A 14990-nucleotide genomic window follows, 5' to 3' on the forward strand; every position below is an offset into this window, starting at 1 on the left:
CGATAGATGATTCCAAAAGCGACTCTGAAATTGGTCTGAGAGCTTTACGCCGTTGTTGAGTAGTTGCTAATGGATCCAGTCCATCCCCAACCAGCGGATATCGAAGCCGTTGGCAAGGAGGACGTTCGCGCAGTCACTCACCTGCATCGGTGCATAAGTTTGGAGACGGCCATCAAGATGTCAGCGCTTAGAAGGCCCAGGCATCCTCGGGCGCGCACCGCCATTGATGACGCGGCGTAGCCTCTTCCCTCCCCCCACTCACGGCGAACTACGTTCTCGTTACAAGAGCATTTTGGGGTTAGAAGCTTGCACGTACGCCTCCATTGAATACACGGCCGTCCAATGGAGCCCAAGCATCGGTGGTCCATCGGCCATCCGGACCACGTGCCGGTCTAAGTAGTCGATCGTACTTCGTCTGCCGTACGTCTCCAAGGTTTTCGGCGTTGAGAAATGCCTTAAAGTGTCCGAATCTTTTCTCGAGTAAAAAGCCGAACAACACATATGGCTCAGACTGGTCACGATAAGGGTTGTCGTCCAGCCGCTGCGTACCCGTGTAGTAGGCTTCCACACCAACTCGTCCGACATTCTCGCGCTCCCAGGTTCCGACCAGCCCTGCGCTGTGCCGTGGAGTCAGTTCTACATCTTGACGTACGTTTCCAGACTTCTGCCTCGCCTGCGTGAAGGTGTAGGAGGCTACCGCCGAGAACTGGCCTTCACGCCATGTCGCTACATTCTCTACGCCGATGTTCGTAGTATCGTCTGCAAGAGTGCGCAGAGTATAGGCCCTTTGCTGATCTGTATAGAGTGGATGATGGACAATCGAAGTAAATAGCGTACTCGTCGCCGTCCAGTGCTTCCAGGTTCTCGTCAGGTCGAAGGTCAGCCCACGCCCACGCTCCACAAAGAACGGTTTGATTACGCTTAGCCGGCGAAGCCCTGCTGCTTCGGTGTCTTCGGTGAGTGCGCTCGGAGCAGAAAAGCCTTGTCCCAGCGACAGCCGGCTCGTCCAGCCGCGTCTGCGTAGAAGCGCGGCAACACGTGGACTGAACAGCACGCCGTATTGACTATGAAAGTCTGCCCGTGCGCTCACGGAGAAGGAAAGCCATGGCGCTGCCTGGATATCATCTTGCGCGAAGACGCCAGAATTGCGATACGTATAGCGATATTGCGGGACATCTCTGGGCCGGTACGCGTCCCGTTCGAAAGCAGCTCCCGCCACCCACGAGTGCCGTCCACGCGCGCCGCGTACCGCGGCTTCGCCAAACAGCAGTTCGTGGCGATCCCGCTCAAGATCGTCTCCAAAAAAATGTCGATGCTGTTGACTGGAATAGGAACCTCGAAGAGTAACAAGGTACTTCGTGTCCGCGAGAACCCGAGAGGAGATCCCCACATCCTCCCTCACGCTCCGTAAGGACTCGATATAGGGCATGCCGGTGGCAGGCAGGTTGCGGCCTGACAATGTACCGCCTGTTCGATTCTCATAGGTGAAGCCGCCCGTGACCAGACCGCTGTTTCCTTTTCCGTTGTCCCAGAAAAATCGAGGCCGCGTGATACCGCGTCCGTAACCGGCGAGATCTGCCCAGCCATCGCCGTCACGATCGCGTGCAATTTGCCAATCTCCCATGCCAAGCAGCGATCCACTGCTGTGCGCCGAAAATCTACCGTCCAGATAGCCGGAAACATCCGTGCCTCCGAGCGAGGTCTGATTCACGATGAAATCGCGCGTCGGTTTATCCCCTGGCCGCCGCGTAATCAGGTTCACAACGCCTCCCATTGCCCCTGCTCCATAGAGTGCGGAAGCGGAGCCCTTGATGATCTCAACCTGTCCGAGGTCAACAGGTGGGATCTGTAGAAGGCCCAGTCCGGCACCCTGCTGACCAAAAAGTGGCAGGCCATCGGCAAGAAAGCGGGTATATCGGCCCTTCATGCCTTGTATCCGGACGGTGGAAGATCCCAAGGAGGACGACGTATTCTGCACACGAATGCCACTGGTTTCATTCAGCATCATGACGATGTTGCCCGGGGTCATCATCGTTTTTTCGTCGACCTCTTCCTGATCGAGCAACTCGACACGGGTGGGCTGATCTTCCAGGCGGCCCTCGGTGCGCGTGGCGTACACGGTCACCTCATCCTGCACGGATGCGGGTTTCGATTGCTGCTCCGGTGTAGTCGGGGACGGCGCTTGTCCATAAAGACAGGCGCATAGCCACACGGCCAGACATGCTGCCATTAGAGTCGAAGAATATTGACGCATTGTTTTCTCCAGGTTCCATGTGGGTGCGTCCGTGCCTTGGCACGGAAGGACACGCTAGGAAATGCTGGCAGAACGAGGTGGCCTGAAGATCGAGGTATACCGGTCTAGTTCCGGATGCGGCAGTTCCCAAGAAGGTTCCGTAGAAACGATCCGTTCTTGAGCCTCTACGGAGATAGCCCTTGGAATCGCCTGAAGTACGCAACAGGAGCAGATGCAGTCGCAGGTATCAGGGATAGCAAAATGGCCGATTCCCAGACTGGTTTGAGAAGAAAGATGCAACGACGGCAGCTTTTCGCAGATCTCGCACTGCGATGGAATGACCGTGAAGCACACCAGCAGCACGCACAGCCACAACGCCATCAAGCGATTCTGTCGCGCGAACTCCATACGATCAGGATAAATGAGGTCGCTAAGCTGACGGGGACATCCGGGCGCAGTGGTGCTTTTGCCATCCGTAGCGTTGAAAGAGCAGGTTTCTTCACGAATCACCCCAGCGAACAAATTCGCCGGGGCCCCCGAACGTTCAAGGATGACAACATTTTGCTATGAACTTCAAGGAAGGAGCGTGCAGTGGCGTTTTCATTGCGGAAAACGCCCATAGATGCGGAATCCCTACAGTACACCCCGCAGGGAAATGCTCTAGCGCGGCATCAATTGCAGCACGGTGTTACGAATCCATTTCCTTCTGACAATTCCGATGAGGACGCCGAGCCCCACTGACAGCGTCCACAACAAGATAAAAGATAGGAAGTGTTCCTTCGCAAACTGACGCGAGGATGCCAGGAAGCGTGTCGCCTTTACATAGGTTACCCTGTATCCGTTCAGACTGCTGGGAAGATCGTGATGGGTGGCCTTCGGCTCAGCCACCGCAGGAGTTGCGGCCGATGGTTTTGGCACCTTCGTGCTTTGCATTTCAGCCCGCTGGAAGCCGGTCCGGAGCGTAGAGTCCTGCTGTTCCCGTGCCAGTTGCTGAACAGCATGGTCAATGTTCCTCTTGAGGGCTTCATTACCACAGGTATTCGCTGTGCAGGCCAATCCGTTTTTCGCCACGTTCCGAGCGTATTCTTCGACCATTTGGTTCCGCTCGGTCGGCGTAAATTTGTACGTTCCTTGACGATCGACTTCCAGCAGCCGCCCGAGCATCGCCTGGCGCGCAGCGGGATTCGCCTTCTCCATGAAATCCTTTAGGCCAAGGTGATATTCGTCTTTCACATAGACATCGAACATCTTCTTCCATACTTCGGGAGCAACGGTCTCCGGAGCAGTCGCCTTCCAGCCATACAAGTATTCATTCGCACGCATCATCTCTCGCGCGCCGGAGTATCCCTCTTTCTGCATCTCGCGAATCCATTGCGGATTCCAGTTGCGTGCGTTGAGCTCCGTCGCGATGAAATCGCGTGCACCCTCCACCCGTTCATGGCCTGCGTGACGAAGGTTATTGATCACGATGTCCGGCTTGGCTCCTGCTGCCTCTGATGCCAGACGTAGACCGCCCATGGCCTGGTAGACATCGTCGTTATCGACCGCTCCATACAGATTGGAGGAGCGGCTGTGCATCACCACCTGGTTCCCCCTGAGCTGATGCTGCAGCAGCTTTGGAACGGTTTTGCCCCAGGTCTTTTCCGTGTAGACGTAGTTCACCTTCGCGATGTAGAGATCGGCCATCGTCTGATGCTCATCCACATCGCGCGACTGCTCCACAAAATTCGACAGGCCTGTCCCATAGCTTCCGGGAGCCTCCGCAAAGACGCGACCTCCGGCAAGCTCCTTCGCATCGCCTTCGCCCATACCTGCAGCAACCAATGCCTTCTCTGTCTCGCGGTTCTGCCGTGACAGCGCGTTATCTCCTGCGGCAGCGGCCATGCGGGCCGCGCGATCCAGCATGATGACCTTCTCAGCCATGCCGTCGCGATACAGCCCGCTTGCCGTGAACACCACGTTGACGCGCGGATACTTAAGCTGCGCCTCCGGAATGAGTGAGAGCCGGTCAACCACATTTCTGTTGTTCCACTCCGGCTGTATGCCCATGAGGTACATCGCTTCGGCTTCCATCGCTCCCTGGTTGCGGCCAGTCTCACCCTGCCACAAGACCATCGAAATATGGTGGGGATAGCTTCCATGCTGATGTTTGTACTGCTCCATCAGTGCATCCCCCATCCGCTTTCCCAACTCCCAGGCAGCATGGGTGGGCAGAAGATTCGGGTCGCCTTGATTAAGGTTGCGTCCCGTCGGTAGCGAGTCAGGGTTGTTCAACGGATCGCCGACCGGTCCGCTCGGCAGAAACTCTCCGCGCAAAACCTTAGGCAAGGCAGCCAGTTCCTGCTCCGGTGAGACGCGGAGATTAGCGATCCACTGTCGAGCTTCGGCGATGCTCTTCTCCGATTTCTCTTTTATCTTTGCCGGCACCTCGGTAGCGACTGTTACCGGCTGCCCTGTAAAGATTGCGTCTGTCCACCGATCCAGATAAGGCGCAACCACCTTAGCTTCGTCCGGCAGAAAACCGTTCGCCAGGAACGTCCGCAGACCGGTATGGAGCCTATCGTCAGAGGGTATCTGTCCCAGCGTCGGCAGCCCTAGCGGCAAAGGAGCCTCTTCCACGCTGTCGAGAAAAGCAATGCCTTTCTCCATTGCCTCGTCCGTTTTAGAAGAGTCGATGCCGAGCTGTTTCGTCACACCCAACCTGTCCATCTCAGCGAGGGCGGTCTTCGCGTACTCGGCTGAGAGAGCCGGAGCAGTCTCATGCGTCTCCTGCCAGCGATTAAGTGCCTCATTGAGGGCATCGAATCTCTCCTCCGCTCCCGCGCGTGCAAGCATAGGCGTCAAGTGGGAGATCAGCACAGCGGCTCCGCGGCGACGTGCCTGGATCGCCTCCGCATCGCCGTCCATGATGTAGAAGTTGATGTTCGGAAGATCCCCCAGCAACACCTCTGAGGTATCCCATCCAGCCTGGCCGGCATTCTTTCCCGGCAGCCACTCCAGCGTTCCGTGACGTCCCATCTGCACCATCGCATCCACACCAAGCACATGGCGGTAGTACAGGAACGAAGCGATGTATCCATGGTGCGGCGGAAGAGTCGCACTATGCTGCACGGAGGTGTACTGGTCAGCCGAGGCACGCAGCAACTGCGGACCGAGAAAAACGTTGCCTAACTGCACGCCCGGAATCACGAATGATTTCTTTCCGCTGGGAGCCGTCCATGTCATCAAGCGTGCATCTGCAGGCTTGCCCCATCGCTCCACGACCGCATCGCGGAATTGCTTTGGCAGTTCCGCAAACCACTTCTCATACTCGCCGACTGGAACGAGGGCGACACGACCAGTGTGAACCATGCGATCCAGCTCGCCCGGCTCCCAGTTCTCGGTGTTGTGACCGACGGTTGCAAGCTGCTGCAGGATCTCCTCTGCCGTCGGAATATGGTCGCCGGTCCCGTAGCCGGTTTCGTGCAACCGCTGCAGGACAGCGCGAATACTCGGAGCAAGATTCAAATAACTTGCGCCGATATTTCCCTTCCCCGGCGGATTGTTGAAGTAGATGATCGCGAGGTTCTTCTGCTCGTTCGGCTTTTCCGCCAGCGTCACCCATCGCTTTGCACGCAGTACCGCTGCATGCACACGCTCGGGGATGGCCTCCAGGTGCGAGGGCACTCCCTTTGCCCCACCCTCTGTTGTGCCCACCATGATTGGCTCGGTGGCGCCATACGCCTCCGGCGACGAGAGCATCGCCGTAATGCGATCCGGTGTAACGCCGCGATCCGCCGCTTCCCACTCCGCACGCGACTGCCGAGTCAGCATCATGTCCATGACGTGGATGTTCTGCTGCTTTAGCAACGCGAGATCGTCAGGCTTCGCCAAAGCCAAGGTGAACATCATCATGACGCGGATGGGATCGTTCGCCGGTTGATCGAACGTGGAAGCAAGTGTGGAATGCGGTGAACCCACCACACCAGCCGCCGCCAGCCCCTGCTTCTCGAGCTCATGAATCAGTGCGTCGACCACTGCAGTGTCTTTGTCTTTTAGGTAGGTGTAGAAGAAGTTGACCGTCACCAGCGCTCCCTGATGCGGCTTTGTCTTCCGATACCAGCCGAGATACTCGCTCATGGTCGGAAACAGCTTCGGAGCATCCGGATGGTAGATGCCTTTGTTCGCCGCGGGAATCGGCGCGGGGATAGGCTGCTTGAGCTCACCACCGGCGGCCTTGTACAGCACCAGCAGAAAGCTCAACATGTTCTCCTCACCACCGTAGTTCCAGTACGGCATCAACCTTCCGGTCAACTTTGTCGAAGGCTCCACATTCCAGTTACGGACAAGAAACTCCGGCACATCGGTTGCAATCTGCATGCCTGCCTTGATCGCCTGTAACCCTGAAGGTTTCAGGCGATCAAGCATCTCCTGCGACGGATGCTGCATGAACACCGCTTTGGCATGCAGTAGCCGTTCCGGTGTCAGTTCCTCTTCCTGCAGTACCGTGCACTCACAACCATTTGAACCTACCAGTGCTTTGAACCGCTGCATCGCCGCCGGCATAGTCTGCGAGCTGTGCAGCACGACGACCACATTCGGCTTTGCGGACTGCGCAAAACCGAATGTCGCCAAAGACAAGACGAGACCAGTTATCAGAAGCTTTTGCATACGCCCTCCTTAGAAGTGCAGCCGCACGCCCGCAAACAGCGAGCGGCCAAGGCTGCGGTAGTACAGGAAGTACTTGCGGTCGAGCATGTTGTCGGCGTTGGCGACGAGCGAGATATTCTTTGTCGCCCGATAGGTCACTGTTCCGTCCATCTCGAAGAACAGGTCGTAACTTCCGGGAACGCGGCGAATGGTGTCGGTATTGGTGTCGCTGGAATAGACCGGGCTTACATACCGTCCCGTCCAGTTGATGGCGAAGCGCTTCGGAGACAGGTTGGCCTGATAGGTGAGCGTATGCGCCGGGACGTAGGGCAACGTCTTGCCGATGGTCGCCGGCAAGCTCTGGTTTTCGAGGATGATCGAGTTGGTGTAGGTGTATCCCTCCCGCAGTTCCAGCCAGTTGAGAAGCCTCTGCCGGGTCGACAGTTCCACGCCCCAGGTACGGCTCTTCCCTGCATTCGTCAGGATCTTGGTATTTCCCGTCGGGTCGGTCCCCAGGTCACTAGTCCGGTAGATAAGATCGGTCACGCGGTTCGTATATCCGGTGGCCTCGATCGAATATCTGTTTTTGAAGGTGTGCTGCACACCCGCTTCGTATGCAAGCAGGTGCTCCGGCTTCTCGTCCGGATTGGCGACATACTTCGTCGTTGTGATGACGAAGTTGTAGTAGAGCTCGTAGACCGATGGTCCACGAAAGGCATTGCCAACACTGGCACGAAGGTGCCAGTCGCCAGGTAGACGATAGTTCGCGGCTATCTTGCCGGTAAACGCATGTTGCGAACGGTTGCCGTAGTTCAACAGCGGGGCGGTGGCGCTTGCCAGGTTGCTGCCGTCGTAGGTCTTCCAGTAGTCGAACCTGCCTCCGCCGATCAGGTTCAATCGATCAGCAAAGTTCGTTTGGTATTGCACATACCCTGACTGGTCGATCGTCTTTCCTGCGGCGTTGAGCGTGACATTTGTCATCGTGTCGCGGCTCAGCCAATTGGTTGCATTTCGCGTGACTGTCGAAGCACGGTCGGCGCGCGTCTCGGTGCCGAAGAGCAGCGTTCCCCAACGCGAGGTGTGCGTGGTGAGGATGTTTCCATAGAGAGACTGGCCGAACTGCTTCGCCGAGGTTCCGGCGCCGCCGGTCAGCGTGGCCGCTGCTCCGGGAGTGACGTACCAGAAGGTTGGGTTCACATTCAGGCCGGCGGTTACGCGTAGATTCCAGTGCGGCGATACATCCGCAGTCACCTGAGTGTGATAGAAGTTCGTCGTCGCGCCCGACGGCCCGCCCAGAAAGGTGGATGGAGTAAAGCTCAGCTTGCGAGTCGCGCCGCTGCTGTCAACGAAGCTCACCAGGCCGGTCGGAACCGTAGCGCCAGACGTATTGCGGAGATTATTGGCATAGACACCGAAGCCGTCGCCTCGGTGCATGTGCATGAACTGCACATAAGCGAAGACGCGTGGGCTGAAGGTGTATTCCACACGAGCCCTAAGATCTTCGCTCTTGAACCACTGTGCTCCGCGTGAACCGATCTCGTACTGCGTTCCGCCGGTGGTTGTAAGCCACTGCTTCACACCGGTTACGGGAGTAGCCGCCGCGGTAGAAGTACTCAACGTCCCAAACGCACCCTGCGGAGAGTAGCCGCCAGTCTTATAACGGCTGTAGCCAAGCGTCACACCCAGACGGTCAAAGTATCTGTCTGTGAGATGGACGTTGTAGTTATCGGTAGCCCGGCTGCCGTACTGATAAAACAGATCGGCGTGCCGCGCTTCAGGCCGGCGGCTGATCAGGTTGATAACGCCGCCCATGGCATTGCCGCCATAGAGAGACGAGAATGGCCCACGTGCCACCTCGACACGCTGAATGTCGTTCGGGGAAAAGATCGCCCAGTTGATGGAACCATTGAACGAGTTATTGATCGGCTGATCATCCAGCAGAATCAGCGTTCGGACTTGGCCGCCGCGTCCGGCGAAACCGCGCAGTCCCAGACCGAAGTCGTTATCAGAGGCACCGCGGGCGCGCAGGCTGATGACTCCGGGAACCTGTTCCAACGCCTTGTCGATCAGGCGGACATCGCGTGTCTCCAGCTCCTGCCGCGAGACGACGGCCTGCGAGACAGGCGAGCTTTCCAACTCGATGGGCGTACGGGTTCCGGTAACGGTGACCTCTTCGTTCACTGGAGCGATAACGCTTTTGTCATGGGAGTCGGCAGGCTGAGGCTGCGTCGCCGCCTGAGAGAGTGCAACCGACGGCAGCAACAAGATACTGACAGACAGGGATAGAAACGCGAGGCGGCGTGCGCCCGCGAAGAGGCAAAGACGAGACATGAGAGTTCCTTCCTGGATGTGGCTACAGGTTCAGCGCGTCATCGCATGCGAATCACGTATACCGTTACGGCAGAACCGCCGGACAATGGGTCACCCCTCATCCGACCAAGAGGCCGGAACGAGAGCGTAATGCGATGGAAGAAGAGAGGAAGGGACTAGCGGGGAGGAGGTCGAACCCAGATGCTGCTGTAGTACCGGCTGCGCCGATAGAGAGCTATCCGCTCAGGCTGCCGAGGTGTCTGGACACGAAAGACAAGGAGTCCAGCACAGGCCACTAGAACGCACAGAAGCTGGAATGACATCTGGCAATTGAGGCAGTGATCATGATGATCGCCGCGCGTATGGATGTGAGCTGCAGATACCAATACAGCCGCGAGGAAGGTCGCTATGATAGCTACGACCAACAGAGTACGCGCAAGCGCACGAACCTGTCTGAGAATCTGCGGCATTCCCGAAAACTAGCACTTTGTGAGGTTGGGTTGCAACCCAAAGAGTTAGAGGCGCGGTAATGATCGATGTATTTTGGGGTGAACATCACGCGACGTATGGGATACGCCAACCTCCGACAGATACAGGTTGGAGGCTAAGACTTAGTAGACTGATCGGTTAGAACTGTGTTACCTATTACGGAAGCAGTCTTCGGACCATAAATGCCTACCCGCCCCACAAACATGCGCGAAAGGACCCCATGGAGAGCTCTCCTCGGCGTCCTCTGCCTGGTTTTGATGCTGGTTGGTACGACGATTGCCACGTCGCACATTCACCTCGATAGTGACCTGTCACATGCCGATTGCGCCCTTTGCGTAACAGCTCACACGGCTGTCGCACCTGTGGCGAGTTCCATTTGCGTTTTCGGCTTTCAGGTTCTCGCAGCGATCGACTCACTGCCGTCTTCGCCCTTCAAACAGCACCGCCTCGCATTCGCTCTCTATACCCGGCCTCCGCCTGCTGACGCGCACTTGTCCTAAATTCGCGTTTTCACAATCAGGCCAGTTTTATGGGAGGTAGCGTATGTTCACGCCAATTCGGCGCGCTTTCGCGTCGCTGTTCGCTGTTCTATTTTTGAGTGTCGCAGGTCTTTTAGCACAGTCGGCAGGCAATTCAGGAGCAATTTATGGAGTCGTCACCGACAGTTCCGGGGCAGTTTTGCCACGAGCGACGGTGACGATCGAAAACGTTGTCAGCCGCTACAAGAGAGAGACAACGACTGATAGTTCGGGGCGGTATCAGTTCACAAATCTTCCCCTGAATCCCTATCACCTGTCGTTTTCGTCGTCGGGATTCGGCACGCTCTCGCAGGACGTCGATGTCCGCTCCTTCGTTCCAGTAAATCTGACGACGGCTTTGAAGGTCGGAGGAACATCCGCTGTCGTGACCGTTGACAGCGGCGACCTGCTCGAGAACGACTCGACCTTCCATACAGACGTGGACCGCGGTCTTTTTGGCAAACTTCCGCTCGAAAGCCAAGCCTCTTCTTTGAGCTCGCTTGTCACATTGGCTTCTCCAGGCGTCGCCGCCGACTCAAATGGCCTCTTTCATGGTCTTGGCGACCACGCCTCTAACTCGTTCTCGATTGACGGCCAGCCCATTACCGATCAGCAGAGCAAGGTCTTCTCCAACCAGCTTCCGTCGAATTCCGTTCAGTCGCTTGAAGTCATCTCCGGAGCTCCTCCGGCCGAATTCGGCGGCAAGACCAGCCTCATAATCCAGGTAACGACTCGATCGGGTCAAGGAGTTACGAAACCAACAGGCTCCATCACCACGTCTTACGGAACCTTCGGCTCATCAACCGGTTCTGTCGATCTCAGCTACGGCGGGAAAAATTGGGGAAACTTCTTCGAAATCGATGGACTGAACACCGGCCGTTTCCTCGATCCTCCTGAGTTCAAGGTCTTCCACGCCAAAGGTAACGAGGCAAACTTCTTTGACCGCGTAGACTTTCAACTCTCGCCGAAGGACTCGATCCACCTGAATGCTGGCGTGAGCCGGTCCTGGTTCCAGACCCCGAATGCATACGACAACCTGAACATATCCAACGTCGTAAGCGGCGGCGCTACCGACAGTCCGGTTTTTGACAATGTCGGCAATACGGACCAACGTTCCAAGATCGTGACTTTCAATATTGCTCCGACCTATACCCACACGGTTGGATCGACTTCGGTATTCAACTTCGGTGGTTTTGTCCGGCGCGATGGGTATAACTATTATCCGAGCAAGAATCCGCTCGCCGATTTCAGCCCAACGCAGCAGCAATCCGTTTCGCAGGACCGCACTCTCACCAATGCGGGCCTTCGAACCGACTACTCCTACGTGAAAGGTATCCACAATCTCAAGCTGGGGGCGGTTTATCAGCATACCTTCCTCCGGGAGCGCGACAACCTGGGTATTGTCGATCCGACCTTCAATGCTCCGTGCGTCGATGGATCTGGTAACTCGCAGGCCGGATTCTCTGATCCCTCGCAATGCGCTGCCGCAGGTTTCGCGTCGAACGATCCTGCAGACGGCGGAACATACGACTCGGCTCTGGCTCCGTATGACCTGACGCGCGGTGGCGGCCTCTACCACTATTTTGGACAAGCTGATGTGAAAGAACTCGGCCTCTACATCCAAGACCAGATCAAGGCAGGAAACTGGCTCTTCAATGTCGGTATGCGCGGAGACCTGTATAACGGTCTCGCGGTTGCTCGCCAGGCCGAGCCCCGTGTCGGCGTCGCCTACACGATCAAACAGACGGGAACCGTCTTACGTGCGTCCTACGCCAGAACTCTGGAGAGCCCGTTCAACGAGAATCTGGTGATCTCCAGTGAAGGCTGCGGAAACGATGTTCTTGCTCCGTTGCTCGCATGCACCCCTGGAGTCTCAACGACCTTAACGCCAGGCTTCCGCAACGAATTCCATGCGGGTCTACAACAGGCTTTCAGTAAAAATTTCGTGCTGAGTGCCGACTACATCTGGAAGTACACGCACAACGCTTTTGATTTCGGAGTCCTTGGCAACACACCGATCACGTTTCCGATCAATTGGCATAACTCAAAGATTCCAGGCTTCGTCTTGCGTGCAGATGTGCCGAACTACCACAATATCTCTGCCTTTGTTGTGATGTCCTCAGTGGCAGCGCGCTTCTATCCGCCACAGATTGCGGGTGCTGGAGCGACCGTTGGCAATGGTGGATATCCCTTCCGCATCGACCACGATGAGAAGTTCAATCAGACGACCCACCTGCAGTATTCCCTTCCCGGAAAGCGGGGATCGTGGGTCGGCTTCAACTGGCGGTTCGATAGCGGCTTGGTGGCAGGTTCTGTTCCCTGCTACAACGTCACCGATGAGAATAGTCTGTGCAATCCCATCAACGGCGGTCCATCCATCACGATCAATGGTCAGCCAGGTATCGACCTGAGCGGCCTGACCGCCGATCAGCAGTCTCAGGCTGGACTTACATGCAACGGTGTCCAGGCAACGCCAACTGCCGGCTTCGACCAATGCCTGGCTTCGCAGTTGACCTCCAATCTCGTATCCATTCCGACACCCGGAACCGAGAACGACGACAAGAACCCACCCCGTATTCAGAAGAGAAATCTGTTTGATGTCTCGATTGGCATTGACAATCTCTTCAAGGGTGATACTCACAAATGGAGCCTTCGTCTGACGGGAGTGAACATCGCGAATAAGTACGCTCTGTACAACTTCCTCTCGACCTTCAGCGGAACGCACTATGTCACACCTCGTTCGTTGACCGCTGAACTCGGCTTCCATTTTTAGAGCATTTTCCCTGTTACTGGGTATTCCGAAAGGAGCATGCAGCGGCGTTTTCATTGGGGAAAACGCCCATAGATGCGGATGCTCTGGACTACACCTACAGGGAAATGCTCTAACGACGGCCGACTCGTCCCCCTTAATCCGATTCCCAACGAACCTGCGTGTTCGTTGGGGGGCCTTGCTCTTCTGTATAGAGAAGAGCAAGGCCGCCTCATGACGTTTTGCCGGCAGGTGAAGCCTATGAGCTACGTACCCAGACCCCGGAGATTTCGGGGCACCAAGAAGCGTTTGAAGCGAATTCGGTGGTCGGTTTGGGATAAATGGCTTGCCGTGCTTTTGTTCCTCTTGCTGGTCCTGTCAGCGAATCTGGGGGCATGGATTGCTCGCATTTACAAGGAATAGAGAGAAACGGTTCGCAGACGTTAAGAAGCTCGATCCTTCGCTGGAAGGAAAGATAATCCGACGGAGATACGCCTGTACGAGCACTTTTTCGGCTCGACGGCACAGAAAGATCTAGAGAACGAATGAATTCGACATTCCGCATTTCAACAGCCGGCTCTCGTGAATGGGCCGACAGGATGGGAATATGTGCCTCCGTATTTTGCACGGTGCACTGTCTCCTGACTCCAATATTGCTTTCGTTTTCTCCGGTAATTGCGCATTTCTTGCCTGAGGAAGAACGCATCCACCGCACGCTTTCGGTGATTGTCGCACTATTGGGAGCGGTAGCTTTGACAACCGGTTTCCGCAGGCATCGCCGCTCGCGGGTTCTCATTTTAATGGCAGCCGGCCTGGGATCCATTGTTGGCGCCGCATGGTTCGGTGAAGCACTCGCCTCCCATGGATTCGAAGTGATAGTGACCATGATCGGGAGTAGCTTGATGATTGCTGCCCACCGGATAAATCACACGTTCTGCAGTAATTGTGAATGCTCTAGCGAATAGATGTGCGCTCATGAACTTTCGGATTTTGGCCTGTTGAACTCATAACTTGTCTGTTTGCCAACGCTAGAGCATTTTTCCGGTTGCTGGGTATCCCGGAAGGGGCGTACAGCGGCGTTTTCATTGCGGGAAACGCCCATAGATGCGGATGCTCTGAACTACACCTGCAGGGAAAATGCTCTACGCGGAACATTTGGCCGGTTGTAGGTTCTCCTAATCAAAGCCGGGTTCCGCCTTCAAGTCACGATTCGCAATCTATCGACAGGAGACATACGAGTGCGGCTTAGCTATATACAGGTTGAGGTTCTTCTAGTAAGCACACTCGTATCCCCGCTCGATTGCCAGCAACGACACCCTCCCGATCGAGGCGGGGTCACGGCAGAGATGCAGAGGAATCAGAGACCACATTCTCTGCCTGACAATTCGCAAGGAGACCGCCTATCTCAGTGGCTTGTACAGCATCGCGAGATGACCCTCGAACAGCAACGCAATGCATTGCGTAGCGAGCCGGGTTTTTCTCAGTTACCACCTGAGACGCAGGCGCGAATCTTCAACCGCCTCGGACAACTCCATGCCATGCCGTCCGAGACGAGAGAAAAGACCTTGCGAAGACTTGAGGGACTCGAGCGGCTCGAACCTGCACAACGGGAACAGGTACGCTCAGCCCTGCGCGAGCTAGGAGGGCTCCCCTTCGAACGCCGGCGACTCGTTGCGCGAACCTTCCACAACATCAGCAAGCTTCCGGCGGAACAACGTCAAAAAGCCATTGACTCCCCTGCCAACAGCCAGCTAACAGAGACTGAGCGCGGAACGCTTAGAAGGCTTGTTCAGACTGCTCCCTATATTCAAGAGATGGGGCGGTAACTGCAGCCGGCTGGCGGGGATCCGCCTTTGCCACAAGCTTCAGCTAATGATCGCAGCAGTTCTTGGCCTGCAGGGAGAGAGTTGCGGCACGGACAATGATAGCTACAAGGATCAAACCAGCCACGCTATCAATCCATATCCACCCAAAGGCTTTCTCAGCGGCGAGATTGGCCCACATGCGCCCTGGTTCTTGATTCTTCTCGGGGCTGTGAACCTATGGCGAGTGAAGGCTTCTT

General features: G+C 56.3%; 6 protein-coding genes. 3 read left to right on the plus strand and 3 right to left on the minus strand.

Annotation, left to right across the window (positions count from 1 at the left end; all coding sequences use genetic code 11):
• Positions 1–298 precede the first annotated feature (298 nt).
• From OHL21_RS12950 to OHL21_RS12960, 3 genes are all read right to left on the minus strand, one after another.
• Entirely contained in the window at positions 299–2254 is a 1956-nt protein-coding gene (locus OHL21_RS12950) for a TonB-dependent receptor plug domain-containing protein (protein ID WP_263417690.1), read from the minus strand.
• 639 nt (positions 2255–2893) lie between these two features.
• Positions 2894–6883: a cobaltochelatase subunit CobN gene (locus OHL21_RS12955; protein WP_263417691.1), complete on the minus strand. Its 3990-nt coding sequence runs from the start codon at positions 6881–6883 to the stop codon at positions 2894–2896.
• 9 nt (positions 6884–6892) lie between these two features.
• Positions 6893–9193 carry a TonB-dependent receptor gene (locus tag OHL21_RS12960; RefSeq protein ID WP_263417692.1) on the minus strand — a complete coding sequence of 767 codons (2301 nt, stop codon included), beginning with the start codon at positions 9191–9193 and terminating at the stop codon, positions 6893–6895.
• A 1011-nt stretch (positions 9194–10204) separates the two neighbouring features.
• Between OHL21_RS12960 and OHL21_RS12965 the strand changes: the two genes are divergently transcribed.
• The 3 genes from OHL21_RS12965 (at position 10205) to OHL21_RS12975 (ending at position 14754) form a co-directional block, all read left to right on the plus strand.
• Positions 10205–12952 carry a TonB-dependent receptor gene (locus OHL21_RS12965; RefSeq protein WP_263417693.1) on the plus strand — a complete coding sequence of 916 codons (2748 nt, stop codon included), beginning with the start codon at positions 10205–10207 and terminating at the stop codon, positions 12950–12952.
• 575 nt (positions 12953–13527) lie between these two features.
• Entirely contained in the window at positions 13528–13893 is a 366-nt protein-coding gene (locus OHL21_RS12970; protein WP_263417707.1) for a MerC domain-containing protein, read from the plus strand.
• A gap of 465 nt (positions 13894–14358) precedes the next feature.
• Positions 14359–14754, plus strand: a complete 396-nt coding sequence (locus OHL21_RS12975; protein WP_263417694.1) for a DUF3106 domain-containing protein — start codon at positions 14359–14361, stop codon at positions 14752–14754.
• The last annotated feature ends 236 nt before the right edge of the window (positions 14755–14990 follow it).

The sequence above is a fragment of the Terriglobus albidus genome (assembly GCF_025685425.1).
GTDB classification, from domain to species: domain Bacteria; phylum Acidobacteriota; class Terriglobia; order Terriglobales; family Acidobacteriaceae; genus Terriglobus; species Terriglobus albidus.